The organism is Deinococcus sp. YIM 134068, assembly GCF_036543075.1.
Classification (GTDB): domain Bacteria; phylum Deinococcota; class Deinococci; order Deinococcales; family Deinococcaceae; genus Deinococcus; species Deinococcus lichenicola.
The window spans coordinates 446,212-471,406 of record NZ_JAZHPF010000001.1; the positions used below are offsets into that span (position 1 = coordinate 446,212).

30 protein-coding genes and 1 riboswitch are annotated in these 25,195 nt (G+C 67.7%); of the genes, 11 read left to right on the forward strand and 19 right to left on the reverse strand.

The features are described 5' to 3' along the window. Positions 1 to 111 precede the first annotated feature (111 nt). The gene (gene mutY / locus V3W47_RS02375) at positions 112 to 1,152 is read right to left on the reverse strand and encodes an A/G-specific adenine glycosylase (RefSeq protein WP_331823539.1); all 1,041 of its coding nucleotides are present in this window, start codon (positions 1,150 to 1,152) and stop codon (positions 112 to 114) included. Positions 1,153 to 1,263: 111 nt separating this feature from the next. On the opposite strand from mutY, the gene V3W47_RS02380 reads away from it, so the two are divergent. Beyond that, positions 1,264 to 1,455, forward strand: a complete 192-nt coding sequence (locus V3W47_RS02380) for a hypothetical protein (protein ID WP_331823540.1) — start codon at positions 1,264 to 1,266, stop codon at positions 1,453 to 1,455. A 119-nt stretch (positions 1,456 to 1,574) separates the two neighbouring features. Beyond that, positions 1,575 to 1,883, forward strand: a complete 309-nt coding sequence (nadS, locus tag V3W47_RS02385; protein ID WP_331823541.1) for a NadS family protein — start codon at positions 1,575 to 1,577, stop codon at positions 1,881 to 1,883. An 83-nt stretch (positions 1,884 to 1,966) separates the two neighbouring features. Here nadS and V3W47_RS02390 read toward each other — a convergent pair whose 3' ends face one another. The 7 genes from V3W47_RS02390 to aguB all read right to left on the reverse strand — a co-directional run bounded on the left by V3W47_RS02390 (position 1,967) and on the right by aguB (position 7,983). Continuing rightward, the gene (locus V3W47_RS02390) at positions 1,967 to 2,383 is read right to left on the reverse strand and encodes a c-type cytochrome (RefSeq protein ID WP_331823542.1); all 417 of its coding nucleotides are present in this window, start codon (positions 2,381 to 2,383) and stop codon (positions 1,967 to 1,969) included. A gap of 30 nt (positions 2,384 to 2,413) precedes the next feature. Beyond that, positions 2,414 to 4,153 (reverse strand): b(o/a)3-type cytochrome-c oxidase subunit 1, encoded by a 1,740-nt coding sequence (locus V3W47_RS02395; protein ID WP_331823543.1) that lies wholly within the window; start codon positions 4,151 to 4,153, stop codon positions 2,414 to 2,416. 90 nt (positions 4,154 to 4,243) lie between these two features. Beyond that, complete coding sequence (locus tag V3W47_RS02400) at positions 4,244 to 4,801, reverse strand: cytochrome c oxidase subunit II (RefSeq protein WP_331823544.1); 558 nt, start codon at positions 4,799 to 4,801, stop codon at positions 4,244 to 4,246. Between the two features lies 1 nt (position 4,802). Next, entirely contained in the window at positions 4,803 to 4,961 is a 159-nt protein-coding gene (locus V3W47_RS02405; RefSeq protein ID WP_331823545.1) for a hypothetical protein, read from the reverse strand. Then, positions 4,958 to 5,416 carry a CBS domain-containing protein gene (locus V3W47_RS02410; protein WP_331823546.1) on the reverse strand — a complete coding sequence of 153 codons (459 nt, stop codon included), beginning with the start codon at positions 5,414 to 5,416 and terminating at the stop codon, positions 4,958 to 4,960. Before V3W47_RS02410 ends, V3W47_RS02405 begins: the two co-directional genes overlap by 4 nt. Before the next feature lie 495 nt (positions 5,417 to 5,911). Then, a complete protein-coding gene (locus V3W47_RS02415) occupies positions 5,912 to 6,727 on the reverse strand; it encodes an AfsR/SARP family transcriptional regulator (RefSeq protein ID WP_331823547.1) in 816 nt (271 codons plus the stop codon). A 362-nt stretch (positions 6,728 to 7,089) separates the two neighbouring features. Then, positions 7,090 to 7,983: an N-carbamoylputrescine amidase gene (aguB, locus tag V3W47_RS02420; RefSeq protein WP_331823548.1), complete on the reverse strand. Its 894-nt coding sequence runs from the start codon at positions 7,981 to 7,983 to the stop codon at positions 7,090 to 7,092. An 89-nt stretch (positions 7,984 to 8,072) separates the two neighbouring features. Here aguB and V3W47_RS02425 point away from each other — a divergent pair, with 89 nt between their 5' ends. Continuing rightward, positions 8,073 to 8,726: a DsbA family oxidoreductase gene (locus V3W47_RS02425; RefSeq protein ID WP_331823549.1), complete on the forward strand. Its 654-nt coding sequence runs from the start codon at positions 8,073 to 8,075 to the stop codon at positions 8,724 to 8,726. 26 nt (positions 8,727 to 8,752) lie between these two features. On the opposite strand, the gene V3W47_RS02430 is transcribed toward V3W47_RS02425, so the two are convergent. The 5 genes from V3W47_RS02430 to V3W47_RS02450 all read right to left on the reverse strand — a co-directional run bounded on the left by V3W47_RS02430 (position 8,753) and on the right by V3W47_RS02450 (position 13,319). Then, a complete protein-coding gene (locus V3W47_RS02430) occupies positions 8,753 to 9,913 on the reverse strand; it encodes a GNAT family N-acetyltransferase (protein ID WP_331823550.1) in 1,161 nt (386 codons plus the stop codon). Beyond that, complete coding sequence (locus V3W47_RS02435) at positions 9,910 to 10,917, reverse strand: agmatine deiminase family protein (RefSeq protein WP_442877198.1); 1,008 nt, start codon at positions 10,915 to 10,917, stop codon at positions 9,910 to 9,912. The genes V3W47_RS02430 and V3W47_RS02435 overlap by 4 nt, the downstream gene beginning before the upstream one ends. A gap of 277 nt (positions 10,918 to 11,194) precedes the next feature. Beyond that, positions 11,195 to 11,545 carry a hypothetical protein gene (locus V3W47_RS02440; protein ID WP_331823552.1) on the reverse strand — a complete coding sequence of 117 codons (351 nt, stop codon included), beginning with the start codon at positions 11,543 to 11,545 and terminating at the stop codon, positions 11,195 to 11,197. 40 nt (positions 11,546 to 11,585) lie between these two features. Next, complete coding sequence (locus tag V3W47_RS02445; protein ID WP_331823553.1) at positions 11,586 to 11,846, reverse strand: hypothetical protein; 261 nt, start codon at positions 11,844 to 11,846, stop codon at positions 11,586 to 11,588. A 75-nt stretch (positions 11,847 to 11,921) separates the two neighbouring features. Beyond that, complete coding sequence (locus tag V3W47_RS02450) at positions 11,922 to 13,319, reverse strand: RNB domain-containing ribonuclease (RefSeq protein ID WP_331823554.1); 1,398 nt, start codon at positions 13,317 to 13,319, stop codon at positions 11,922 to 11,924. A gap of 208 nt (positions 13,320 to 13,527) precedes the next feature. Here V3W47_RS02450 and V3W47_RS02455 point away from each other — a divergent pair, with 208 nt between their 5' ends. From V3W47_RS02455 to V3W47_RS02465, 3 genes are all read left to right on the forward strand, one after another. Then, positions 13,528 to 14,409 (forward strand): DUF4097 family beta strand repeat-containing protein, encoded by an 882-nt coding sequence (locus tag V3W47_RS02455; RefSeq protein WP_331823555.1) that lies wholly within the window; start codon positions 13,528 to 13,530, stop codon positions 14,407 to 14,409. A 4-nt stretch (positions 14,410 to 14,413) separates the two neighbouring features. Next, positions 14,414 to 15,061 (forward strand): hypothetical protein, encoded by a 648-nt coding sequence (locus tag V3W47_RS02460; RefSeq protein WP_331823556.1) that lies wholly within the window; start codon positions 14,414 to 14,416, stop codon positions 15,059 to 15,061. 63 nt (positions 15,062 to 15,124) lie between these two features. Further along, positions 15,125 to 15,481 carry a DUF2089 domain-containing protein gene (locus V3W47_RS02465; RefSeq protein WP_331823557.1) on the forward strand — a complete coding sequence of 119 codons (357 nt, stop codon included), beginning with the start codon at positions 15,125 to 15,127 and terminating at the stop codon, positions 15,479 to 15,481. A gap of 16 nt (positions 15,482 to 15,497) precedes the next feature. Here V3W47_RS02465 and V3W47_RS02470 read toward each other — a convergent pair whose 3' ends face one another. From V3W47_RS02470 to V3W47_RS02485, 4 genes are read right to left on the reverse strand one after another with little or no spacing between them, the layout of a single operon-like run. After that, positions 15,498 to 16,058, reverse strand: coding sequence for a Uma2 family endonuclease (locus V3W47_RS02470; protein ID WP_331823558.1), 561 nt, complete (start codon positions 16,056 to 16,058; stop codon positions 15,498 to 15,500). Positions 16,059 to 16,086: 28 nt separating this feature from the next. Next, positions 16,087 to 16,251, reverse strand: coding sequence for a GNAT family N-acetyltransferase (locus tag V3W47_RS02475; RefSeq protein ID WP_331823559.1), 165 nt, complete (start codon positions 16,249 to 16,251; stop codon positions 16,087 to 16,089). Between the two features lie 3 nt (positions 16,252 to 16,254). Next, positions 16,255 to 16,593: a GNAT family N-acetyltransferase gene (locus V3W47_RS02480; RefSeq protein WP_331823560.1), complete on the reverse strand. Its 339-nt coding sequence runs from the start codon at positions 16,591 to 16,593 to the stop codon at positions 16,255 to 16,257. Between the two features lie 47 nt (positions 16,594 to 16,640). Beyond that, a complete protein-coding gene (locus V3W47_RS02485; protein WP_331823561.1) occupies positions 16,641 to 17,309 on the reverse strand; it encodes a flavin reductase family protein in 669 nt (222 codons plus the stop codon). A 44-nt stretch (positions 17,310 to 17,353) separates the two neighbouring features. Here V3W47_RS02485 and xseB point away from each other — a divergent pair, with 44 nt between their 5' ends. From xseB to V3W47_RS02510, 5 genes are all read left to right on the forward strand, one after another. Continuing rightward, a complete protein-coding gene (gene xseB, locus V3W47_RS02490) occupies positions 17,354 to 17,623 on the forward strand; it encodes an exodeoxyribonuclease VII small subunit (protein ID WP_331823562.1) in 270 nt (89 codons plus the stop codon). A 184-nt stretch (positions 17,624 to 17,807) separates the two neighbouring features. Next, positions 17,808 to 18,434 (forward strand): lysophospholipid acyltransferase family protein, encoded by a 627-nt coding sequence (locus V3W47_RS02495; protein WP_331823563.1) that lies wholly within the window; start codon positions 17,808 to 17,810, stop codon positions 18,432 to 18,434. 158 nt (positions 18,435 to 18,592) lie between these two features. Further along, positions 18,593 to 18,710, forward strand: a riboswitch (cobalamin riboswitch). A gap of 184 nt (positions 18,711 to 18,894) precedes the next feature. After that, positions 18,895 to 19,920 (forward strand): FecCD family ABC transporter permease, encoded by a 1,026-nt coding sequence (locus tag V3W47_RS02500; protein WP_331823564.1) that lies wholly within the window; start codon positions 18,895 to 18,897, stop codon positions 19,918 to 19,920. Then, positions 19,913 to 20,731, forward strand: coding sequence for an ABC transporter ATP-binding protein (locus V3W47_RS02505; RefSeq protein WP_331823565.1), 819 nt, complete (start codon positions 19,913 to 19,915; stop codon positions 20,729 to 20,731). The genes V3W47_RS02500 and V3W47_RS02505 overlap by 8 nt, the downstream gene beginning before the upstream one ends. 4 nt (positions 20,732 to 20,735) lie before the next feature. Next, complete coding sequence (locus V3W47_RS02510) at positions 20,736 to 21,080, forward strand: (2Fe-2S) ferredoxin domain-containing protein (RefSeq protein WP_331823566.1); 345 nt, start codon at positions 20,736 to 20,738, stop codon at positions 21,078 to 21,080. Positions 21,081 to 21,146: 66 nt separating this feature from the next. Here the strand turns inward: V3W47_RS02510 and V3W47_RS02515 are convergent, their stop codons facing one another. Together V3W47_RS02515 and V3W47_RS02520 are read right to left on the reverse strand one after the other, a co-directional pair. Then, on the reverse strand, positions 21,147 to 23,096 hold the full coding sequence (locus V3W47_RS02515) for a recombinase family protein (protein ID WP_331823567.1): 1,950 nt from the start codon (positions 23,094 to 23,096) through the stop codon (positions 21,147 to 21,149). A 123-nt stretch (positions 23,097 to 23,219) separates the two neighbouring features. Beyond that, positions 23,220 to 23,897 carry a recombinase family protein gene (locus V3W47_RS02520; RefSeq protein ID WP_331823568.1) on the reverse strand — a complete coding sequence of 226 codons (678 nt, stop codon included), beginning with the start codon at positions 23,895 to 23,897 and terminating at the stop codon, positions 23,220 to 23,222. Between the last annotated feature and the right edge of the window lie 1,298 nt (positions 23,898 to 25,195).

Below are 25,195 nucleotides of genomic sequence, written 5' to 3' on the forward strand. Positions count from 1 at the left end.
CCCTCGTGGGAGAGGGTTGGGGTGAGGGGGCGTGTGACCAGCCCTACCGCCCAACTCCCACAAACCGCCTATCTGCCTATGGGAGAGCTTTGGTGGGGCATAGCTCGCCCCTCAGGCCTCCGCGAACAGCGACCCCTGCCGTGCCCTCCACAGCGCCAGCGCCTTGTGATCCAGCCGGGAGAGGGCGGCGTCGGCCACCTTATCGCGGCGGGCCGGGCCACCGCGTCCCGTGAAGACGTTCAGCAGCACGAGGCGATGGGTCATGATGTGGGTGACGGTGCCGAGGTCGCCCGTCACGGTCACGCCCAGTCGTTCGGCGAGGCGAGTCAGGGCGTCCTCCTCGCGCTCACCCTCCGCGATGATCTCGGTGGGCAGCCCCATCAGGCCGCCGAGGAGCGTTCCCTCCCGACGTTCGAGGACTGCCTCATGCCCGTTCCCCAGCAGGAGGGCGACGGCGCGGACCTCGCGCACGGCGGCGCGCAGCTTGGGGGCGGGGAAGGTGGACGGCTCGCCCGACCGGGAGGCCGCGCACCACGGGCGGACGGGGCATTCGGGGCAGCGCGGGTTCCTGGGCGTGCAAACCGTCGCTCCCAGGTCCATCACCGCCTCGTTGAAGGCGGCGGGGCGGGCGGGGTCGAGAAGCGCGTCGGCCCGCGCCTGCACCCAGCCGTCCGTCGGCTGCCGCTCGCCGTGCAGGCGCGCGAGGACCCGCCTCACATTGCCGTCGCTGACCGCCCGCGCCTCCCCGAACGCGAGGCTGGCGACCGCCGCCGCCGTGTACGGTCCCACCCCCGGCAGGGCACGCCAGCCGTCGTGGGTCGTCGGCATCCCCTCCCGGACGATGACGCCCGCCGCGCGGTGCAGGTTGCGGGCGCGGGCATAGTAGCCGCAGCCCTCCCACGCCTTCAGCACCGCCTCGATGGGCGCGGCGGCCAGCGCCTCCACCGTCGGGAAGGCCCCCAGGAACCGCTCGAAGTACACCCGCCCGCGCGCCACCTGCGTCTGCTGAAGGAGGACCTCGGACACCCACACCCGGTAGGGATCGCGCCCGCCCTCCGGCCCCACGCGCCACGGCAGCGCCCGCCCTGAGCGGCCAAACCACGCCAGCAGCGCCGCGCGCACGGCGGGAAGGTCGGTGGGGGAGAGGGACACGCCTGCGAGTGTAGAGGGGTGGTGAGGGCGGGAAGGTGCGACCTCCCCCGGTTCTGATAGGTGCGCCAGTGGCGTATACTGGGGTGTGGAGCGGCGTGGAGAGTTCAGGTGGTGATCGTGGAGACGAGCGTGTTCACCCGCCTCATCCGGGAGTTGCTGGGCGAGGACGAGTACCGCGACCTCCAGAACATGCTCGTCGCCAACCCGGAGGTCGCTCAGGTTATCCGGGGAAGCGGCGGTCTCCGAAAAACGCGCGTCGGGCACGCCAACCTCGGCAAGAGCAAAGGGCTACGTCTGATCTAGTTCTACGCCACACCTCAGCAACAGTTGCTCATGCTGTACGTCTACCCCAAGTCCCAGGCCACGGACCTGACTCCGGCTCAGGTTGCCGTGCTGCGAAAGATCATCGAGGCCACCTACCCATGAAGGACGAGATGTTCAAGGAGCTGATCGCCAGCGTGACGGAGGGCGGCGAGATTCTGCGCGGCCAGCGTGCGCCCTCGCGCGCCTTAGACTTTCACCCGCTCGACGTGACCCGGATTCGGGAGCGTCTGAGCCTCAGTCAGCCACGCTTTGCCGCCCTGCTCGGCATCAGCGTGGCGACACTTCGCAATTGGGAGCAGGGCCGCCGCACCCCGGAAGGTCCCGCGCGCGTCCTGCTCAGCGTCGTGGATCGGCATCCCGAGGTGTTGCGCGACCTGAACCTCGGTCCCTCGTCAGGAACGCCGTAGGAAAGACCTGACCTCATCAATTACAGCCAGACGGAGAGCGGCCCCCGACTCGGTGTGGAGTCGGAGGCCGCGTAATCGCTTATCTATAACCCCTTGATGTACTCGTGCAGCACCTTGATTTGCTCGTCGGTGGGCGGTGCCCCGTCCAGCCCCGTGTCCGCGAAGCGGGGCATCACGGAGGCGAGGGTCCGACCTTCGGGTGCCTCCCCGTGCAACACGGCCTGCCCGAAGGCGGCGAGCGTCCAGCCCTTCGTCTCGGCGAGGCCGGGGCCGACGCCCCCCTGCGCCTGCGCCCCGTGGCATCCGGCGCAGTTCCCGGCGTAGAGCGTCCCCCCGTTCGGCGGGGCGGGCGTGGTGGCCGCCGCAACGACCGCCCCGGCGTGCGCGCCCGCGATGCCCAGCCCGGCCCGGTACGACGCCACGCCGATGCCCGTGCCCAGCACCACGAAGGTCAGGGCGGCGGCAATCTCGCGGCGGGTGAAGAAACGGTCGTCACTCACGGCGGGGGCCTCCTCTGGGGGCGGGCCGGGCTACCACAGCCGCACTCCCGGCACGAGCTGGGCGTCCGCGATCATCGGGCCGAGGACGGGGGCGTACACGAGCAGCACGAGGAGAAAGGCGAAGACCGAGATGGCGAGCAGCGGCTCGGTGCGCCGGGTAAGCAGGCTGGCCGTCGCCAGGTTCTCTCCCGCCGGGCTGATCGCCTCGCTGTAGGGGATGGGCACGGCCTCGCCGTCCTGCACCCGCTTCGAGAGCAGCGTGCGGAACAGCACCCAGAAGAACAGCAGCCCGCCGACGAGGAGGATCACGCCGCTCAGGCCCGTGATGGCCTGCGGGACGGCGAGGTTCATCTCGCGGTACACGTTCTGCACGGTCGCACTCATCTGCGAGCGGCGCGGCACGCCGAGCAGCCCCTGCCAGTGCATCCCGACGGCGAAGAGCATCATGCCCACGAACCACAGCCACACCGACCACGACGCCAGGCGCGGGCCGAACAGCCGCTTGCCCGTCAGGTGCGGCACGAACCACAGGGCCACCCCCATGAAGGTGAGCGTCGTCGCCGTGCCCACCGTGATGTGGAAGTGTCCCGGAATCCAGGCGGTGTTGTGGACGACCGGCCCGAAGGCGAGACTCGCGTTCACCACGCCGCCCGCGCCCCCGAAGATGAAGGAGGTCATGGCGAGCACCTGCGCGCTGAAGGAGGCGTTGCCCCACGGGAGGCGGCGAATCCAGCCCACCAGCCCCCGGCCCCCCCGCGCCCGCGCGCCGTCCTCCAGGCTCGCCGCCACGCTGAAGGCCGTCAGCAGGCTGGGCACGGCGACGAGGAAGGTCAGCAGCATGTGGATGCTCTTCCAGGTGTTCGAGATATTGGGATCGGCGTACTGGTGGTGCAGCCCCACGGGCACGCTGAAGATCAGGAACAGCACGAAGGCCAGCCGGGCGAGCGGCTCCGAGGCGATGCGTCCCCCCGCCTGACGGGGCAGGAAGGCGTACCACGAGATGTAGGCGGGCAGCACCCAGAAGTACACGATGGGGTGTCCCGTCCACCAGAAGAGGGTGCGCGCCAGCAGCGGGTCCACGCCGGAGGTCAGCCCCAGCGACCACGGGATGAGCAGCACGACGACCTCGACGACGATGCCGAGCGCCGCGATGGACCACATCAGCCAGGTGGCGACGCTCCCGAAGGCGACGAGCGGCGTGACCCGCCCCGGATTCGCCCGCTTCCAGTGCCACCACGCCAGCACGACCTGCCCGGCGACGAGGAGGCTGGACCCCACCATCACGCCCGCCCCGATGTAGAAGAGGGGGCTGCCCTCCAGCGGCGGATAGAAGGTGTAGAGGACCGTCGCGTTGTTCGTCAGCAGCGGCACGGCGGCGGTGAGCAACCCGGCGGTCATCAGGAGGTAGGAGAACCAGGCGAAGCGCATGTTGATCCGCACGCCGAGGTCCCGAACCGGCAGGTACAGCATCCACCCGCTGATGAAGAACTGCGTGAAGACGAGCGCGTTGAGAACGCCGTGCAGGGTCAGCCCCTGATAGTACGATCCCAGCAGCGCCCGGAGGACGGGGTAGTCGTAGACGTTGATGCCCGCGTAGTTCAGGGCCTGGAGCGGGCCGAGCAGGATGCCGACGAGCAGGGCCAGAAAGCCCGTCACGACGTAATACTGGGTGACTTTCTTCAGGCTGGCGAGGAAGGCGGCGTCCGGCGTGGCTTCGGCGCGCGGGCCGGACACCAGCGGCACGGAGGGCCGGAGGGGTGGGGTGGTCACGGGGTTTGTTTCTCCTCAAGGGTGGATTTGAACGGAGACGGACGAACTGATCTTTCTGGCGACTGGCCGCTGGCGACTGGCGACCCCACGCTAGGGCCGACTCCGCGCCGTGGGCGGGTCCACCACGACGCGGGTGATCATGCCGTGGTGGCCGATGCCGCAGTACTCGTTGCAGATCACGCTCTGCTCGCCGGGGCGGCGGAAGGTCAGGGTGAAGCTCGCCACGTGGCCGGGCAGGATTTCGGCGTTGATATTAGTTCCGGTCACGTAGTAGCCGTGTACCACGTCGGCGGCGGTGACGTGGATGGTCACGGGCCGCCCGGCGGGCACGCGCAGCACCGCCGGCTCGAAGTTGAAGGCGCGGGCGACCACGAAGGCCTCCAGCGAGCCGTCCGCGTTCTCGCGCAGGCCGGGCTTGGCAAAGGGGGTGGCGGCGAGGTTCCTGGGGTCCACGCGCCCGCTCGTGACCCCGCCCGCGTGCCCGCCGCCCGTGCCGCGCAGCAGGGGGAAGGTGCCGCTGATCATGCTGCTGAACACGCTGGCGAAGAGCAGCAGCAGCAGCACGACCGCGATGCCGAGCCAGATGTTCTCGTACCGTTCGAGGGTGCGGTGGTCGAGGCGGCGCACCGGGCGATGGGGGGCCGCCACGTTACGCCCGCCCCTCAAGGACGCCCAGCACCAGCATCCACATGAAGACTATGGCGAGGAGCAGCGTGGCGACCACCATCAGCGTGCCACGCGGAACGGCGCGGGGGGCGTGGTCGTGCTCCTCGGCGGGGTGGCCGGGGGGGGAGGAACGGTCGCTCACGCGCGCACCTCCTCGCTTCCCCGCTCGCCCTCGTGAGATGTGGGGGAGTCTGGCACCCCCGCGTAGTCGTGCAGCAGGTCGGTCACGGTGAGGACGCCGACGAGCGTTCCGGCGTCGTCCACCACGGGCATCCCGCCGATGCGGTGACGCAGCAGGGTCGAGGCGGCGTCCCGCGCGTCGGCCTCCGGGTGGGTCGTGACGACGCTCCGGCGCATCACCTCCCCCACGGTCACGGCGGCGAGGCGGGTGGTCGCCTCCCACATGCTGAGGGTGGTTGTGCGGCCCGGCAGCGCCTCGCGCAGGTCGCGGTCGGTCACGATACCGACGAGCCGCCCCCCGCCGAGGACGGGCAGCCGCCGAATCCCCCGCTGGCGCATCAGCAGGGCCGCGTCGGGCAACTTCGCCTCCGGGGAGACGGTCACGGGCGAGGGGGACATCAACTCGCCGACTTTCATGGCAGGGTCTCCATGCCCGAAAAGCTCCCGCCGGGCTATTACGGCGGCATTACCACAGGGGGAGGGCAGGGAAGGGGGCAGGAACTGGCTCCTCCGCGAGGAGAGGGCGTGTGGGGACCAAGACGAACTGCGGAAAGGCGGCTAGAGAGCGACACCTTTTCCACAGGAAGTGCGGAGCGACGTAACTACGCGCCGCCTTGATGGATGACTACGCGGCGCTTTGTCTGTTGCTCCTTCCCTTGAACGCTTGATATGCAAGAGAAAGTGAGCGTCCTGGCTGTGCTCTTTGCCCCCTCCCTCCTTGTGGGGGAGGGTTGGGGAGGGGGGTAACGGGCGCAGCTCGCCCCGCTTCCAAATGATAAGAATGCTCCTCTTGCCCAAGTTGCCATCCACATCTGGCGTCCCCTGGGGGAGGGCTGGGACCGACACAGCCCCGCAGGAGAGGGGATGAAACGGGCCTGGCTTTTCCAGACAGAGGATTGACGACCCCGTGCTCTACCGTCCCAGGAACGGCAGCGGCCCGGTCGCCGGAACACCCAGCACCGTGTCGGCGCAGGGCACCTCTCCCAGCTTGATGCGCTCGGCGAGGCACACGGTTTCGGGCATGGGGGTGTCGCCCACCTCGTCGCGCAGGTAACGGCGGTAACGGCGGTAGTGTTCGACGGCCTCGTACTTGCCGCGTGTCGCCGCGAGGCAGGTCATCAGGCGCTGGTGGTGGTCCTCCCCGATCAGGGGGTCGCATTCCACCGCCCGCGTGAGGGCCAGTGCCGCCAGGGGGCACTCCCGCCGCGCGCAGTGGAGCATGGCGAGGGCCACATGCGCCCGCACCCGCGCCGCCCGGTGGTGCGCCCGCGCCGCGTCCACCCACTCGGCGCGCACGCCCGGCAGGTACTCCCCGTCCGCCACCGCCAGCGCCCGCCGCAGGGCCGCCTCACGCTCGGCGTCGTCACGGGCGAACCGGGCGTCGTGTAGCCCCGCGTGCAGCGCGGCGGTATCGCTCTGCGCGAGGAGCGCCGGATGCAGGGCGTAGCGTCCGCGCACCTCCATCACGGCGTCCGCGCTTCCCAGCGTTGCCCGCAGGCGGCACAGCGCCACCCGAAAGCGGTTCGCGGCGGCGGGCGTGTCCTCCAGCCCCCACAGCTCCGCAACGGCGTCCGCCCGGTACACCCCGTCCTCGTGCGCGTGGAGATACCACAGCAACTCCTCCGCGCTGCGGGCAGGCCACGCCAGCGGCTGCCCACTCAGCAGAACCACGGCGTCTCCCAGCGTGTGGATGTGGAGGGTGGAGGGGATCGGGGCGAGGGCAGTCATGACTTGTGACTCCTTTCACTTGTATGATCCTCCGTCTGGGGAAGGCGTTTGTCCCGGCTGGCCTCGTCCCCAGTTTCCTTGCCGCCTCCGCCCAGGTTCGGGAATTGGATGGGAGGCAGGGCCTTCTGTTACCGGATCACGCCGAGGCGCACGTGCCCGCCCACGACTGACCTGCGCGGCGGCGAGTCGCGTGGGCTTCGGGTGGAGGTCGGGGCTGGAGCCGGATGAGGCGTCACCTCCGACTAGAATGAATCTCCTGTGGAAGCCGGAGAAAGGAGAGGGCAGAAGACCCACAACGAGGGGACATCACCTTCTGCCTTTGACCGTGTATACCCTTGAACGGCCAGAGCAGGGACTGCCCCTCACCCCCGCCGCGTCACCCCGTCCGTCGTCATCAGCGGGCCGTACAGCTCCGGGCGGCGGTCACGGAAAAAGCCCATTCCGGCGCGGAATTTGCGGGCCTCGGCGAGGTGTAGGGGATGGACGAGCGCCCCCTCCTCCGTCTCGCCCAGCTCGGCCACGATCTCACCCGTGTAGTCGGCGACGAAGGAGTGGCCGTAGTACGTCTGGGTCACGTCGCCCACGCGCTCGGTGCCCACGCGGTTGGACGCGCCGACGTAGGTCGAGTTGCTGACCGCGTGCCCGACCATCGCCCGCTGCCACATGTGGTGGCTGTTGGGCGTCTCCACCTCGGCGGGTTCGGAGCCGATGGCGGTGGGGTAGAGCAGGAAGTCAGCCCCCTGGAGCATGAGGGCGCGGGCCGTCTCGGGATACCACTGGTCCCAGCAGATGCCCACGCCGACGCGGGCGTAGCGGGTCGCCCACACCTTGAAGCCGGTGTCGCCGGGGTTGAAGTAATACTTCTCCTCGTAGCCTGGGCCGTCGGGGATATGGGTCTTGCGGTAGTTGCCGAGCAGCGTGCCGTCGGCGTCGATGCAAACGAGCGAGTTGTAGTGCGCCTGCCCCGCCCGCTCGAAATACGAGAGCGGCAGCACCACCCCGAGTTCGGCGGCGAGGTTCTGGAAGCGCCCGACGAAGGGATGGCCGTCGAGCGGGTGCGCGAGCGCGAAGTAATCCTCCCGCTCGACCTGACAGAAGTACAGGTTCTCGAACAGCTCGGGCAGCAGCACGACCCCTGCACCCTGCCGGGCGGCGTCGCGGACATGCTGCTCGGCGCGGCTCACGTTGTCCTCCAGCCGCTCGGTCATGTGCATCTGAATCACGGCGAGGGTGACGGGATCGGCGGTGCGGGTCATGGCCCCAGGGTACTCGGCCCATGTCCGGCGCAGGGTGAAGGGGGTCGGGTTCGCCGGAGGTGCTGGCGGCGGCGTGTTAGCGTGCCCCCATGACGGCGGCCAACTCCGGCACCACCGAGGTCTACATCGATTTCCTCTGCCCCTACGCCTGGCGCGGTGTGGAACTGGCCGCCGTGCTGCGCGCGGAGGGCGAGCCTTTCACCCTGCGGCACTTCTCGCTCACCCAGGGCAATCACCCTGAGAACGCCGGGAAGGACGCGCCCGTCTGGTGGCTGACCGACCAGCCGCTCGGCGAGGGCGACCGCTTCCAACAGGCGAGCCTGTCCGCCTTCCTCGCCGCGCAGGCCGCCGCCCGCCAGGGAGAGGAGGCGGCGTGGGCCTTCACGCTCGCGCTGTTCCGCGCCTACCACGAGCGGCGGCAACCGTTGGAGGAGGCGACCTTCGCCGGGGCGGCCCAGGAGGCGGGCCTGGACATGGAACGCTGGTCGGCGGACTGCCGGGACGAATCCGGCCTGCGGGTCAGCCTGCGGGCGGACCTCACAGAAGCGGCTGAGATCGGTGTGTTCGGCACCCCCACTTTTGTCCTGCCGGACGGCAGCGCCGCCTACTACCGCTTCGAGAACCTGACCCGCGACGTGACCGAGGCCCGCAGATGGTGGACGCTCTACGGCGAAGTCCTGCACAGCGGGGCCGGAATCGCCACGATCAAGCGTGCCCGGAAGCGCCCGGCTCTTAGAACCTAACGGGAACTCCGATTTGGGCGCTCAGGTCAAGGTCCGCCCAATCCATCCAGACCCAGGCGACGCGCCACCTCCCCGGCGGGACGGCGCAGGCCGCTCCGAACGTCCAGATACTCGCGGTACACGGGGTCGAAGGAATGGAGGAGGACGGCCATCATGCCGTGGTGGTTGACCTCCAGCCCGGCGATGACGAAGCCCGCCCGCAGTTTGGGCACGATGACGGCGTTGTTCGTGGCATGGTGGTGGCTGCGGACGAGCGTGTAGCCCTCGGCGCGAAAGGCAGCCAGCAGATGCGGGAGGAGCCGGGTGTACAGCCCACGCCCACGGTGCCCCGGCAGCAACGCCGTGTTGCTCATGTACATTGTGCGCTCGTCCCACTGCCGGGCAGAGTGCCAGCCCACGACCTCACCACCATGCGCGATCAGCCACGCGAAAGCCGGGAAGTCGGGCCGGGGCAGCCTCGGGGCCTCGCCCCAATCGAAGGAAACGGTGTCGTAGGCGGCGGCCTCCAACTGCCCGTACACCTCGCGGTAGACCCCATTGGAGACGGGGTGAATGGTGTACCCGTCCCCGAGGTCCACCGCCTCACCCGCCGTTTCGGGCATGGGGAGTCGGGGAACCGTGGTGGTCTCACTCGTCCCCTCCACGACACCCAGCCCCAGCCGCCGCGCCACCTCACCCGATGCCTGCCGAAAGCCGCTGCGGACGTGCATCGCCTCCCGGTACGCCCCGTCCAGGCTGAGCGTGAGGGCCACGTTCACCCCGCCCTCGTACAGGTTCACCCCTTGCAGGAAGAACCCGGCGCGCAGTTTGGGCACGATGACCCGGTTGTTCGTGGCGCGGTGGTGGCTCCCCACGAGCGTGTAGCCCGCCGCCCGGAAGGCGTCCAGCAGGTGCGGGAGAAGCCGCGTATACAGCCCGCGTCCCTGGTGTTCGGGCAGGAGGCCCGTGTCCGCCATAGAGACCGTCCGCTCGTCCTGCTGGTGGGCGTGGTGCCAGCCGATCAGCTCCTCGCCGCAGAAGAGGCCCCACTGGAAGCTCTCGCCGAGGGGGGGCGGCATCTTGGTCGGCGGGTCGAAGGCGTAGAGAGAATTGCCGCCGAAGATGTGGCCCTCCAGCCGCGCGCACGCCTCGCGGTACGTCCCCAGCGTGATCGGGCGGGCCTCGTACCCGTCACCGAGAGTGATCACTCCCCCGTCCACGGCTCCCCCACGGGCTGCTGCTGGGTCATGCAGTGGAAGGAGCCGCCACCCTCGATGATCGCCCGGCTCATCAGGCCAACCACCTCGCGCCCCGGAAAGAGGGGCCGCAGGATGTCCAGCGCCCGCCCGTCGTTCGGGTCGCCGTAACAAGGCACGACCACGAAGCCGTTCCCGATGTAGAAGTTCGCGTAGGTCGGCGGCAGGCGGCCCTCCGCCCCCTCCAGCCGGTTCGCCGGGAGGGGCAATTCCACGACGCGGAAGGGTTCGTCGTTCAGGTCCGTCATGCCCCGCAGGTCGGCCAGATTCTTCGCCATGACAGCGTAATTTGCGTCTGCCTCGTCCTCCGCCACGCTCGTCACGAGGGTCGCCTCGTCCGTGAAGCGGGTGATCGTGTCGATGTGGCCGTCCGTGTGGTCGTTCTCCAGCCCACCGTCCAGCCACAGCAGCTTGTCCACCCCCAACGTGTCTCGCAGCAGGGCCGCGTAGTCTTCCTCGGTCACCCCCGGATTGCGCGTCTGTGTCAGGAAGCACGAGCGGGTCGTCAGGCCCACGCCCCCGCCGTTGACCTCCAGCCCGCCGCCCTCCAGCACCTCGGGACGGTCCCAGTGGGCGACCCCGAGGAACGAGGCCACGTGCTCGGGCACCTCGTCGTCATGGCTGAAATGGAACTTGCCGCCCCAGGCGTTGAAGCGCCAGTTGACGAGGGAGAGGTCCGTCCCCCGAGTCACGAAGATCGGCCCGTTGTCCCGAATCCACACGTCGTCGAGGGGGACGCGGTGGAGAGTCACGTCCACGCCCTCGCCCAACCGCCCCCGCGCATCCGCCTCGCTCTCCTCATCGCGGACGAGCAGATGCACCGGCTCGAAGCGGGCAATCGTCCGCACCAGCTCGGCGAATTCGGTGCGTACGCCCTCCAGGTGGCCGAACCATAGCTCGTCGCCCTGCGGCCAGCTCATCCACGTCGCCGCGTGGGGTGCCCACTCGGGCGGCATGGTGAAGCCCAGCTCGCGCGGCGTCGGCTCTGTCGGGGTCAGGTGCGCGGCGGTGGGGGAGGCGGGGGGGGTCGTGCTCACGGCGCGCATTGTCTCACCCAGGGGAGGGGGGAAGGTGACGGGAACGGCAACTCAGGACTTCAGGTAGGACGGAAGGACCTGGGGAAAAGTTCTCCTTTCACTCCTTCTTCCGAACCGCAGAATGACGAAGCGGAAGGGCGAAGGTTGTGAGTTCTCGTTGGACTGAGAAGCTGCGTCCGACTGCTGAATCCCGTTGCTAACGCGGCCATTCGCCGAAGGTCAGGCGCGGTGGACGGTCGTAGGTGCTCGCTTCGAGTCGAAGTTCCAGCCAGCGTCCATCTATCGCGGTGGTGACCAGCGGCGCTGGCAGAGAAAAATGCAGCAGGGCGACGTGGTTCCCCTCTCTCGCTAGGACGCTGGCCCTCAGCTCGCCCGCTTGAACACATTGAACGTCGGGGCGGCAGCGGCTGTCCTGCACCCGCAGCACCGTCAGGGTGAAGTCGCCCAGTCGGCCCGTCTGACCGGGGGAGAGCGTCAGCGTTGCGGCATTTGCGACCCCGACGGCAGCCAACATGAGAGGTGGCAGCGAGCGAAACAGGAGGTGCATGGCTTCATTGAGACGCTTGGAGCCGAGCATCGTCTGACTTTCACCCGAGCAGCGGCGGGTCGCCCGTACACGCCAGCGCGCGGAAGTGCGCGGCCTTCTCCTCCAACCCCATCTGTTCGTAGCAGGCGGCGAGCTTCAGGGCGAAGAACTCCACGGCGCGGCAGTCCTCGCGGCGCTCGGCGGCCTCCAGACACGCGCGGTAGTGCATGACCGCGAGGTGATACTGCTCCCCAGACGCGGCGTGTTCTGCCCGGCAATGGCTCATCCTGAGGGACACGATGTCGGAGGCCGTCGCTTTCATGGCTCAGAGTGTAAACACGACGGCGGCGAGATGAATGAAAGGTGAATCCGATTTACGACGCGGCTCGGAGTGGGTTCACGCGGGCTGGACGACCCGCACCCGCACGCCGAGCGTGGGGAGGTTCACGTCCGAGAGCCGCACCCGCAGCGCCGTCCCCGCCGGGGCGGGCGTGCTGAGCGGCAGGTCGAGGGCGAGGTCGGGGATCAGGAGCGTCGCCTGCGGGCCGCGACGGTCCACCACCACGGCGTCCCACTCGCGCTCCGGCTGGGCCGTAATGAAGCGCAGGGTGTGATGACGGCGGCTCAACCTCTCGGCCTGCCGGGTGGCGTCGGCGTTCATCCCCGCCTCGGCGACGCGGGCGGCGACCGCCTTGCCGGTCAGAGGTTCGGCCCCCGTCAGCGCCGCGCGAAGCTGCTGGTGGACCACGAGATCGAGGTAGCGGCGCATCGGGCTGGTCGCCTGCGCGTAGAGGTCCAGCCCCATCCCGTTGTGCGGCCCCGGCGCGGGCTGGAAGCGGGTGCGGGCCAGCGTCTTGCGCCGCGCCCAGTGGGCCGGGAGGGTATCGCCCCGCACGTCCCGCGTCGGCGCGTCCTGCGTGGCAAAGGGCAGCGGAAGGGAGTGGTCGTCGGCGTAGATGGCCGCCCCCCACCCCGCCAGCGTCATGCACTCCTGCACCACGAAGCGCATCTCCGGCTTGGGCAGCGGCGTCACGGTCGCGCCCTCCTCGTCGGCCTTCACCCGGACCTCGGGCAGGTCGATGGAGAGCGCCCCCTCCGACTCGCGCAGCGTGCGGCTCGCGCGGGCCAACTGGGTTAGCGTCACGAAGGGGTCCTCGCCCGCCTCCAGCCGTGCCTGTGCCTCCGTGTATGTCAATCGCGTGACCCGCACCCGCGTCAGGGCCACGTCCACCGCGTCCGCGTTGCCGTCCGCACCCAGGTCGAGGCTGATGGAGAGGGCCGGGCCGGTCTCGCTCAGGCCCAGGCCCGTGCGCTCCACCAGAGCGTCCGGCAGCATCCCGATGGTCCGGTCGGGCAGGTAGAGGGTCGCGCCGCGCGCCCGCGCCTCCAGGTCCAGGGGGCTGTCCGGCGCGATGAGGGCCGCCACGTCCGCCACATGCACCCACAATCGGGTCAGGCCGCCCTCCAGCCGCTCGATGCCCACCGCGTCGTCCGGGTCGCGGTTGCCCTCGTCGTCGATGGCGAAGGCGGGAAGGTGGGTGAGGTCGAGCCGGTCTTCTTCGGTGAAGTCGGGGACATCCAGTGTCACGGGCGTCAGGGCCGCGCCGAGGCGGTCGGCGTAGGGCGTCCGCGCCTCCGACCACAGGCCGAGCCGCAGCAGGAGCGCGTGGGCGGCCTCGGGCGTCTCGGCCTGGCCCAATTCACGCAGCACGCGGGATTTTGCCTGCTTACCGCGCGACAGCAGCTCCACCTCGGTTCGTTGCGCGGGCGTCAGGTCGGGGAGGGGCTGGGTCATGGGGCGAAGGATACCCGCACGTCGGACCAGAACGGGGAGGTTTGAGGAATAGAAAGTCTGGCCTTCCAGCAGCGGGCACGCCATTTGGCTTACAGAGGTGAACAGAGCCGACTGGGACATGGTTTTCTCCAAGGCTTTTGCACAAGATAGAAAGCCGGTATTGACATAAGTTTAAGGGCGTGTTTCTATTCTCCCAAAGGAGGAGCGCATGAATGAGCACGAGAACGAGAGTTTCCGCGCGCAGGTGGAGCGTCTGGTGGCCGAGGGCAAACTCACCCCCGAGGAGGCGGCGGGGCTGCTGGAGGTGGACGAGGCGGCACCCGCTCAGGCGGCGGCGGACGACAGTTCTCCGGCCACAACCGGGGAAAGCTCCGGGGAGACCCCACCCGACCTCGACCTGCATGTGCATGGCTACAGCCTGACCGTCCTGAACGACCCGTCGGTGACGGCCCCGCACCTGAGCGCCAACCGCGACGGCGAGGTGACGCTGGCGGCCTCGGCGGACGGGTGGAAGGTCATGCGGCTCAGGCGGCAGAACGGTCACGGCCAGTCGGTCAAGGTCATCCTCACCTTGCCCTTCACGCCCCGGCATGTACAGGCGCGCGTTCACGGCGGCAACCTCCAGTTGCCCGACCTTGCGGGCGAGGCGCGGGTGAGCGTCCACGGTGGCAACGCCCGCATGGGCCGCGCCGCGAGCCTGCGGGCCGATGTCCACGGCGGCAACCTCAAGGCCGACGAGATGAGCGGTCCCGCCCACCTCAGCGTCCACGGCGGCGGGCTGAGCCTGGAGGGCGCGCGAACCCTGAATGCCAGCGTCCACGGCGGGAACCTGCGCTGGACCGGGTGCCTCACGGGTGGAGATCACCGGGTCGAGGTGAACGCGGGCAACGTCAGCCTCCGCCTGTTGCCGGGCAGTAGCGTCCGCGTGAACGCCGAGGTGACGGTGGGCGGCTTCATGGCGAACTTCCCCACGAGCAAGAGCGGTGGCTTCATGAATGCCCGCCACTCCGGGCAGATCGGGGACGGGGCGGCCAACCTCTCGTGTCGCGTGACCGCCGGGCAGCTCATGTTGACGGCGGAGGGGAGGTGAGGCCATGAGGGAGAAAGTCAAACGTCTGCTCGACCTCGTGCGCGCCGGACGCCTGAGCCTGGAGGACGCCGCGCCGCTGCTCGCCGCCCTGAGTCCCAAACTCGCCCTGACGGACCCCGACCGCGAGTTCGTGGCCTCCCTGCTCGCCCGCACGGAACTGGACACAGGGCAGGTCGCCGAACAACTCCTGCTCTTGCGCGGCGTGCGCGAGACGCCACCGCCGCCACCCTTCCCGCCCCGCCCGCCGCAATTCTCCGGCGAGTGGCGGGGAACGGACCGGGGAGGCAGACGTTACAACGGCAGCTTCTCAGATGTGGAGGGCCTGATGGACAGCGTGGGTTCGATGGTGGGCCGGGTTGGAGAGGTCGTGGGAACCATGAACGGTGGCCCGTTTCAACGGAACACGGCTTCCCCCCGCATCCTGCGTGTGGAAGTCGAGTCGGGCGAGGGCGACGAGTACAAGGCGAACCTGCCCGTCAGCCTCGCGCCGCACCTGCACAAACTCATTCCCCCCCACGGCCTCCGGGCGCTGGAACGCGCGGGCCTGAGCGTGGAGGCGCTGCAACTCCTCATCGAGGCCGACCCGCCCCCCGGCGACCTGATCGACGCGGAGGACGGCGAGGGGAACAGCGTCAAGCTCTCGCTGAAGTGAGACGGTCGGCGGAGGGTTGAGGTGAACAGACCTCCGCCCTCCGCTCTCCTCATAGAGTGACCCATGCCCAGACCCCTTCCCCTCCCCTTCCCCGACGAGACCGAGGCCCCCCTCGTCACCGAATTGCGTTTCCCGACGAGCGGCGTCACCGTGCGCGGCGTCTTCGATCTCAACGAATTTGCCACGCTGTCGCCGGAGAATCTGGAATTCCTGCGTCTCTACATCCGCGTGCGCGGCAACCTCAAGGAAGTGGAGCGCGTGCTGGGCCTGAGCTACCCGACCGTGCGCGCCCGCTTCGACACGCTGCTGCGCGCCATCGGCTACGAGCCTGAAGCCGCCGACCCCCAATCCGAAGTATTGGAGCGGCTGGAACGCGGCGAGATCACGCCGGACGAGGCGGCGCGCAAGCTGAGGCGGTGAGGGCTGTCCGGCCTGCCTACAACACGCCCAGGTAAATCTCGTCCAGCGTCAGCGCGCGGTTCAAACACGGAATATCTACGCTGCCGCTGCCGCTCACGTCCTGCAAGTCCCAGCCGCCCTCGCGCCGCCCGTAGGCGTACACGCGCCGTTCCTTCTGCTCCACGATCAGGTACGTCTGGAGGGAGGGGATGGACGTGTACACGCCGTATTTGCCGAAGCGGTCGTGGGAGGCGGTGCTGGGCGAGAGGACTTCGACGAGGAAGCAAGGGGAGGTTTCCGCGTCGTTGTCGCCGCTGTCCCGGTCGCAGACGAGCATCACGTCGGGGGAGAAGAACGAGGCGCTGTCCTCCACCCTGAGTTTCATATCGTTCTGATACAGGCGACACCCTGCGCGAAGAGCGTCCAGATACAGCACGCCGAAAATGTTCCCGCTAATGAGGACGTGAGGGCGACCGGCCCCAGCCTGCGCGTGCAGCGGGTAGACGAAGCCGCCCACGTACTCGCGCTTGTACGGGCTTTTCTCCTCCGTCCGCAGGTACTCCTCCACGCTCATCGCTTTGGGGGCGGGGTCGGTCATGGTCTTATTTTAGCCGCGCGAGGTCATCTCAGACCATACGCACCTCGCGCAATTCGCCGCCGCCGGGCAGGGGTTCCGTCTTCTCGCCGTCCTCCCGCCCGCCGAGGTGGGCGTAGTAGGCGCGGGTGGGGTTCACGTCCAGCACCCACAGGGCCAGCGACCGGAAGCCGCGTTCCTCCAGCTCACGAACCACCGCCTACATGAGCGCGCGGCCCACTCCCCGCCCCTGCGCCGCCCTCAGCGCGTAGATGGTCAACAGCTCCGCGTCCACGCCGGGATGGTCGCGCGGTGGGCCAGCCGAGGCGAAGGCGACGACCTCCCTTTCCCGCTCGGCGACGAGGACGACCTCACCCGTCTCCGTGCCGAGGTGCCGCGTCCAGAACGCCTCCCGCCGCTCGCGGGCCGCCTCGTCCGTCATCCGTGCTAGGAAGTCCTCCGGCATCAACCCCGTGTATGTCTCCCGCCAGCTCGTGACGTGGATGTGGGCGATGGCCGGGGCGTCGGCGGGGGTGGCGGGGCGGACGAGGAAGGGCATGGTCTAGGGTACGCGGGGCGCAGGAAAAGCCCTGACCCGCGTCCCGCCTACCGCGTCCCCTCTTCCTGCTGTGCCTGCCACTCCGAGTAGCTCATCCGGTCGAGGTGAAACGTCTCTCGCGTGTACGTGTACGTTCCGCGCCCACCCATCCTCCCCACCAGATCGAGGGCAGCGGTGTGGACGTGGTGGCGGGCGGCGTCCTGCAAGGCGTCTTCCCGCAGATGGAGGCCCAATACCTCGCCGAGGATGACGCGGGTGCGGCCAAGCTGCACGGTCTGGACCTCGCGGCATTCCAGGCTCGCGGGGCTGGCGGCCACACGCGGCACGCGAACGCTCACGCCGGGGGCGAGGGGTACGCCCAGCGCCCTTGCCTCGCCCATGCCGTGCGGGAAGTCGGTGGCGGTCGCGTTCATCAGGGGGGCGAGGTCGGCGCTCACGAGGTTGACGGTGAACTCTCCGCCGGAGCCGATGTTGAGGGCCGTGTCCTTCGGCGTGCCGTCCGCGCGGTCGCCGGGCGCGAAGGCCACGACCGCCGGGTCCGATCCCATCAGCCCGAAGAAGGAGTAGGGGGCGAGATTGACCGAGCCGTCCGCGCCCAGCGTCCCTACCCAGGCGATGGGACGCGGCACGACCACCCCGGAGAGCAGCTTGTAGCGGTCGGCGGCGGCGAGGGTGGAGAAGTCGAAGTGCGTGTGGGTGGGCGGTGTGACGGTCATGGCCCAGGGTAGCGGCCCAGCAGAGGAACGCTATCCTCGGAGGGATGCCCGACGCCCCGCCCGCCCTCTCCTACCGCGAGGCCTACGCGCGGCTCTCCCGCATCGCCGCCGAATTGGAGAGCGGGGACGCCGACCTCGACCGCGTGCTGCCTCTGCTAGAGGAGGCCCGCGCCGCCTACGCCGCCTGCCGCGAGCGCATCGAGGCCGTGCGCGCCGTGCTGGCCGGGGAGTGGGCGGGGGCGGGGGCGGAGGACGAGGAAGGCGACGCGGCGGGAGAAGAGGACGACGAAGAGGCGGACGACGAGCCGTATTGAGGGGAGGTCGTCGGGCAAGCTGCGCTTGCCACCCCCCACCCGGCCTCCCCCGCAAGGGGGGAGGGGCAACACACCCAACGTCTTGAACACGCTTTGGAGAGTTGTGCCTGGCGGACGGTGAGCCGCCGTTCCTCCGACCTCAGAACGGGCGACTGGCGACCCCACCCCGGCGTATCCTCCCCCCATGAGTGATGTCCGCCCCGCCACCCCGCCCGCCGAGGCGCTCCGGGCACCCCATGTCAACCCGCTCGTGTACCGCGCTATTGTCCGCGTGACGACGCTGCCCATCTTCCTGCAAGGGCAGCGCATCGAAGTTCACGGGCGGGAGCATGTGCCGCCGCCGGGCACGCCGCTCATCGTGGCGGGCAACCACCGCAGCGGCTTCGACCCCTTCATCATCGCGCACAGCCTGCCGCCGGGGCGCTACCTGCAATTCATGGCGAAAAAGGAACTGTTCGTGCCCGTGATCGGCCAGATCATCCGGGCGGGCGGCTCGTTCCCGGTGGACCGTCAGGCGAACGACCTCGGCGCGGTGCGGACCAGCCTCCGCATCCTTCAGGGGGGCGGCACGCTCGGCATCTTCCCGGAGGGCACGCGCGGCGCGGAGGAGCTGCGGGGCGGCGTGGCCCTCCTCGCGCTCAAGGGCAAGGCACCCGTATTGCCCGTGGGCCTCAGCCGGGTGGGGCGGCGCTGGGTGGTGCGTTTCGGGGCACCTATCGCGCCGAGTGGGAGCATCAAGGCTCTGACCGCCGTGATTGGCGAGCGCCTGACCGAACTCGCGCGCCCGGTGGGGGAGGAGGGCCGCTCATAGCGGTGGCCTGACAAGTTGAGGTGCTTCCCCTCAATGTGTCAGGCCCGAGCGGAGCGAGCAACCGTGGCAGTGAGCGGTCGGAGTGGAGTTGATGGGGTGCCCTCCTCCCATCAACGGAACGGAGGACCGCGATCACAGTAGGGCGGCATTGGCCGGGGCTAGAGTGACGCGGACGCGGGTGGGGGAAGCCGGTGGAAGTCCGGCACTGTCGCGCAACGGTGAACGTGCCCCCTGGGGGCCGTGAGTCCGAATACCCACCCCGTCCGGGCCGAAGCTCCTCACTGGAGTCGGCCCGCGCAGCCTGACCTCTCGCGGCATGGAGGCGCGCGCCCGGTTCCCGCCCCGCCGTGGGTGAACCCTGGACGTGACCCCGCCGCCCCCTCGCAGGGCGGTGTTTCCTTTGCCGCGCGGGGAGGAGAACGAACCCTATGCCCCAACGCCTCACCCCTCCCTCCCTTCCATGAGCCTCCAGCGCGAGGAACACCCGCTCACCCTGCCCTCCTCCCGGCCCCGGCTCTATGGTCGGACGGCGGCGCTCGTGGCGGGTCTGTGCGCCGTGATCGTGCTCGCGGTCGGCTTGGGGAGCGTGACCATCCCGCCCGGCGAGGTGCTGGGGGCGCTGTGGCGGGGGCTGACGGGCGCGGAACTGGCCGGAAACGACGTGATCGTGTGGCAGATTCGCCTGCCGCGCGTGGTGATGGGAGTGGTCGTGGGCGCGTGCCTGTCGGTGTGCGGAGGTGCGTTTCAGGGCGTGTTCCGCAACCCGCTCGCGGACCCCTACCTCCTCGGCGTGGCAAGTGGGGCGGCGCTGGGGGCGACGGTGGGCATCGTGGCGGGGTGGCCGCGCACCTCCATTCCCCTCGCGGCGCTCGTGGTGGCCCTCGCGGCGGTCGCGGTCACGCTCGCCCTCGCGCGGGAGGGACGCCGCTTCCCGCCCACCCGGCTCATCCTCGCGGGCGTGGTCGTGGGGAGCGTCCTGAGCGCCTTCACCACCTTCCTCATCCTGCGCGGCGAGGACCGGGCGCGGCAGGTGCTCGCGTACACGCTGGGCGACCTCGGCTTCAGCGGGTGGCGGGACGTGGGGACGGTGCTGCCCTACGCGCTGGCCGGGTGCGGCGTGCTCGTCCTGCTCGGGCGGGCGCTCGACACCCTGCAACTCGGCGACCTCACGGCCCGCAGTCTCGGCGTGCCCGTGGAGCGGCTGAGGCTCCTCGTCGTCCTCGCCGCGAGCGCCGCCACCGCCGCCGCCGTCGCCTACGTGGGGATCATCGGCTTCGTGGGTCTCATCGTGCCGCACGTCGTCCGGCTGGTGTGGGGCGCGAACCACCGCGTTCTGCTGCCCGTCTGCGCGCTGCTGGGCGGGGCGCTGCTCGTCCTCGCCGATCTCCTCGCGCGCACGACGATCCTCTCGCAGGTCGGGGTGGTGACGACGCTGCTGGGGGGGCCGTTCTTCCTGTGGTTGTTGCGGCGGGGGCGGGATGGGTAGAGCCGTCAGCGATCAGCTATCAGCCGTCAGCGTGGACACGTTGGAGGCGCGGGGCCTGCACGTTCGGGCGGGGAGCTATCCCGCCGTGCGGGGGGTGAGTGCCGTCTTCCGGGCGGGGGAGTTCGCCACCGTGATCGGGCCGAACGGGGCGGGGAAGAGTACGCTGCTGCGGGCGCTGCTGGGCCTGAGCGTGCCGGAGGCGGGGGAGGTGCGGCTCTCTGGCCGTCCGCTCGGCGCGTGGTCCCGGCCCCAGCGGGCGCGGACGCTCGCCTACCTCGCGCAGGGGGAGGCGTTGCCGGAGGGTGCCCGCGTGCGGGACGTGGTGGCGCTGGGGCGGGGGGCGGGGGGCTGGAAGTGGGGCCTCATCCCCACGCACCCGTGGACCCAGGCCGACGAGGACGCCGTGACGGGCGCGCTCGACCGCACCGACACCCGCCGCTTCGAGGGCCGCCGCGTCTCCGAGCTGTCGGGCGGGGAGCGGCAGCGCGTGAGTCTCGCCCGCGCCCTCGCCGCCGAACCCAGCTTCCTGTTGCTGGACGAACCGACCAACCACCTCGACCTCGCCTACGGGCTGGACGTGATCCGCCACGTCCGCCGCGAGGCCGCCGGGGGGCTGGGCGTGGTGGCCGTCCTGCACGACCTCAACCTCGCCGCCCGCGCCGACCGCCTGCTGCTGCTGCACGGGGGCCGCGTCCTCGCGGAGGGGACGCCCGGCGAAGTGCTCACCCCACCCCACCTCTCCGCCGCCTACGGATTACGGGCGCGCGTCGTTCAGGACGGGGGCCGTCCCCTCGTCATCCCGGAGGACTGACCCCTTGCCCTCCCGCTACTTCAAGACCTCCGGCCATCTGCTCGTCTGTCAGGGCAAGAGCTGTCAGACGCGCGGCTCGGCGCTGCTCTACCGCGCCCTGTGGAACCACCTGGAGCGCGACGGCCTGGCCTATTACAAAACGGGCGGCTCCATTCGTCTCACAGAGAGCGGCTGCCTCGGCGCGTGCAGTTACGGCCCCACCCTCTGCGTCTACCGCAAACGGGGCGGTGAATTGGAAGAGGGCTGGTACGCCGCCGCCGACCTGCCCCTCGCCTCGGCAGTCGCCCGCGCCGTCCACGAGGGGGCGGAGTTGCCGGGGGAGCACAGGTACGGGCCGACGGGGGAATAAATCCACACGGTTCCTCCTGCTCAATAAAAGATGGCCCCGGCTTCATTGCGAGGGCCATGCTTTTGTCTATTTCACTCTTTCTGGCTTACGCCAACCCCTGAGCCTTCTCCCATTCATACCAATGGGCGCGACGGCACAACTTGACCTGAGCAAGCCGCCTACTGACCCTCCACCGTCGCCGGAGCCGCCCCCCGTGCCTCCGGCTCCTCCAGTCCCGGTCAAAGCGTCCTCAAGCGGGGCGAAGTCCACCACAACCCGCACAGCCGCCCGCCGCTTTGAGGTGCTCCTCTCTGCGAAGGGGACAACGAATCTCAAGCCAAGCTCCACCATGAGCCGATTGACCTCTCCCCAGTCTTCAGCGTTGAGGGCATCTTTCAGCCGTTCCACGCGCCGGGAGAGGTGTTCGGTCATCGGAGGGGGCGTCTTGCCTCTTGCCGTCGCCGCGTATGCCTCAAGCTCTCGCCGCGTGTCCTTCAGCGGGTCAAGATTCACCCCTTGCCAGAACACCTGCTCCCGCACAACGTCACGAACACAGCTTTCTGCCTCTTCGCGTGTGGCAAGCTTCATCCCCTTCCCGACTACAAACGATCCGTCCTCTTCCCGTATAGTTGGAACGTTGATCTTGAGCCGTTCCACGTTTACTCCGAGTCGAGTCAAGACAAGTCGCCGTACCTTGCGCCTATTCTCAAGAGTACTCAACTGCTCGGCCAACGTGTCAGACTCATTCACAATCGTCTTTAATTGATAATTGACCTCAGAGGCAATCTCTTCGTAGTGACCATGTTGCGTCAAAGTTTTGATGAGATCGCTTCGCTTCATTTTAAATTCTTCGCGCTTAACTTTGAACGCTTTAATATCATCCTCAAGCTCATAAAAACTCATGACTTGATCCACCACAACCCACTCGTGTTTAGTGCCGTACTCCTCATCATCGAATTGTTTCAAATAGTCGTCAAGTTTACTTCTTAGAACGCCCACGCCAATTGTTGAGAGACATTTAGTATCAGCAACGTCAGAACGTCCAGCAGCACGCTTCTTAAGCTTACGGTCATAAGACGCGCACATAAGAAACTGCTTCGCCTTACCATATGCTTCAGACCTCCGGATATATGCGCGCTCGCCGCAATTTTCGCAGTAGACCAGTCCCCGGAACGGACCCGGCTTGCTCTCTTCTGTGACCCGCTCTCTCAGCAACTCCGCCTCATTCACCCTGACGGCTAATTCAAGGTCGATGATGGGAGGAAGCCTGAACTGACGCTTAACGCCGGAGAACACTTGCTCAAACGGCTCTCCAGCGTAGAGCATGGCGTTTCGGATGATTTGAAGCACTACTTTTGTCGTGAATCGGCCTCCCTCCCCTTCCTGACCGATGTACTCGGGGTGGCGGTTGAGCCAACGTACCGTCTTAATAAGACTCCTGAACTCCACAAACCTAATCAACGCTTCCCGAATAGACTCGGCGTGCTTCTCAATAATAACAGCTTCCTTGAACTTCTTTGAATAGCCGTCCTGACTCCTTGTAATCTTCTTTGTTTCGTAGCCGAAGGGGAGCCGCCCGTGTACGCTCCCGGCTTGGAATAGGTGCATTCTACCTTCGACCATTCGCTCCCGAATGGTCATCAATTCGTACTCAGCAACTGCCACTTCAAAGAAGTTGTCTCTAATACATTTGGCCGCACTCGGATACGTTTGATTCTTGCTGACGATGGAGACTGCTCCTCCATATTTATAGATGTCTCCGACGAACTTTTTAATAACTTCGCCGTCACGCCCTACGCGGTCAATACGGAAGAACACCACATCACTCACGCGCCCCGACTCCACGAGGGTCAGCACGTCTTGAACACCTTTCCTTGTATGGAAACTGGACCCGGACTTCGTGTCGTGAATCGTCTGATCCAACTGCCAACCTTGCTCCTCCCCGAAGAACCGACACGCGGCCAACTGGACGGGTTGAGAGGTGTTGTCGTCCTGCCCGCCCGTGCTCACACGGGTGTAAACCACGAATCGACGCATGGGCTACAGTACACGGTCAGGAGTCAGGAGGGTTGGCACAACTAAAGCCGCACCTTCCTTCTGCCGTCCAGTACGGTAAGAACCCGCCTCACGCGGAAGCGGGCGGGTCCGGTGAAGATGAGGTCATGAGGTCCGGTCCAAGATGCGCTTGACCTGCACTGCTGACCAGTCGCCACCTTGCCGCGTCCTGAAGCCGTGTTCCTGAAGCTGTGCGGCAATCTCGCGCAGACTGTGCCCTTGCCCCCGGAGGTTGTGAGCGTAAGCCGCAGGGCACCTCATTGCCGCCGTCGCCGCCGTCTTCGTCGCCGTGGCCCCCGCCTGTCTCGCCTCAGCGGTTAGGTTCTCAGGCTTGCCGAGCGTCAAACCGCGTGCCTTCCGAGCCGCTAACGCCGCCTTCGTGCGGGCGGAGATCAACGCGGCTTCCCGTTCGGCCACAGCCGCCATCACATGAATGGTGAGGTTGTCCGCTTCCGGCATATCGACGGCAACGAACCGAACACCGCTCTCCATCAGTGAGGCGACGAAGGCGACATTACGGGCCAGCCTGTCCAGCTTGGCGATCAGCAGCACGCCCCCAACACGCCGTGTCCGCTCTAGGGCGGCTGCTAACTGGGGCCGCGCCCGCTTCCGGGTCCCCGTCTCCACCTCGGTCAACTCATCGACCACCTCTAGCCCCTGTGCTTTGGCGTAGGCGAGCACGGCGGCACGCTGGGCCTCTAGCCCCAACCCGCTCTGTCCCTGCTTGGCAGTGGAGACGCGGTAGTAGGCGACGGCGGGAAGGGTGTTGGGGGTCATGGGCATGGGCAGAGTGTTACACATCTCATCGGAGTGTTTAAGCCCTGTAACACCTTAAGCAAGTTCCGACCTGCCCCAGCGACAGCCCCTGCTCCCGCCTAGCCATCACCGGGACATACCCCAAAACTGCACAGGAAGGTCAGGAAGGGGTGAGCGAGGGCAAAGGTGAGCGAATACCCGACCTGCCCTCGGCCTGTGGACGACAGCGAGCCGGGGCTGGGGATGGAGAGGGCAGGGGGTGTACGTCGTCCCAGTGCCTCGTTTGCAATATGACTTCCGTCTAGGCTCATCTGGAGATGTCAATAGCAGTTCAGTTCCAAAAACTCGAACCGTTTCGCTAGCGAAACACTTTTATGTATCAGAAGATCAGCTTTTGACTAATCATAGCTCTCAGACTGAGTGACGTGTCGTGTAGTTCGTGGGATAGAGTGACTGAAATTGCGTCCCTAGATGAACACCTTAGAAATTAGCGTGTGGGCGCGGTGTTTTTGCTTCTACTGTGCCGAATGTTCCGGTAAAGGGCTTAAATTAGATGGACATCCGAAATTTTGCCGTATACGACCATATATTACGTCATCGGTAGCTCGATAGACACCCACGGTTGAGGGCGTAATGTAAAGATTAAAAAGAACTGTTCGCTGATCTGGTGGAATGTATGACAGAAGCGCAAACTAGGCAAGAAGGAACCGCCCCGGCAAGGGCGGCAAAAGAAAGGAGGGGTAAGAGTGGCCCCTAAGGTAGTGTCAAACGCCAAAATTAACGGTGAATCTCCTTACGTTCGCAAGGTATTTTATCAGAGTCTCGGGAGCCGGAGACTCGTCATCGTGACGCCCGATGGGGAGGTCAGGATTGGGGACCGCAACAAGGACAGCAAGCGGAAGCGCAAGCGGGTTGCTCTGGAACGGTGGGAGGAAGCCGTTTCACGTTGGGGGCAGGATGCGACGGTCTACGAATACACCCTCACCCCTCCTGCTGAACCCAGGTTGGACGTTCTCTGCCACGGTCAGAACGCGTTCATCTGGGGGACCATCGCCGCCGTGACGGTCGATGCTTTCGTGAAGTTGGAACACGGGAGCCGGGACCCATCGCAACCGCCGCACGCTCACGCCCACCTTGTCTCCTGTGACCTCCTGTCACCGTCTGACTTCCCGCCCGGTTGGACGCTGTGGCGGCACCCCTGACGGCCTGACAGATTTTATGAGGGCGAACGAAAAACGAGCTGCCAGCCGACTTCGAGCGTTGTTTGTAGTACAGTATGAGGGCGTTTTCGTCCGCTCAGTGGCTCAGGGTCAGGCTTACCCTGG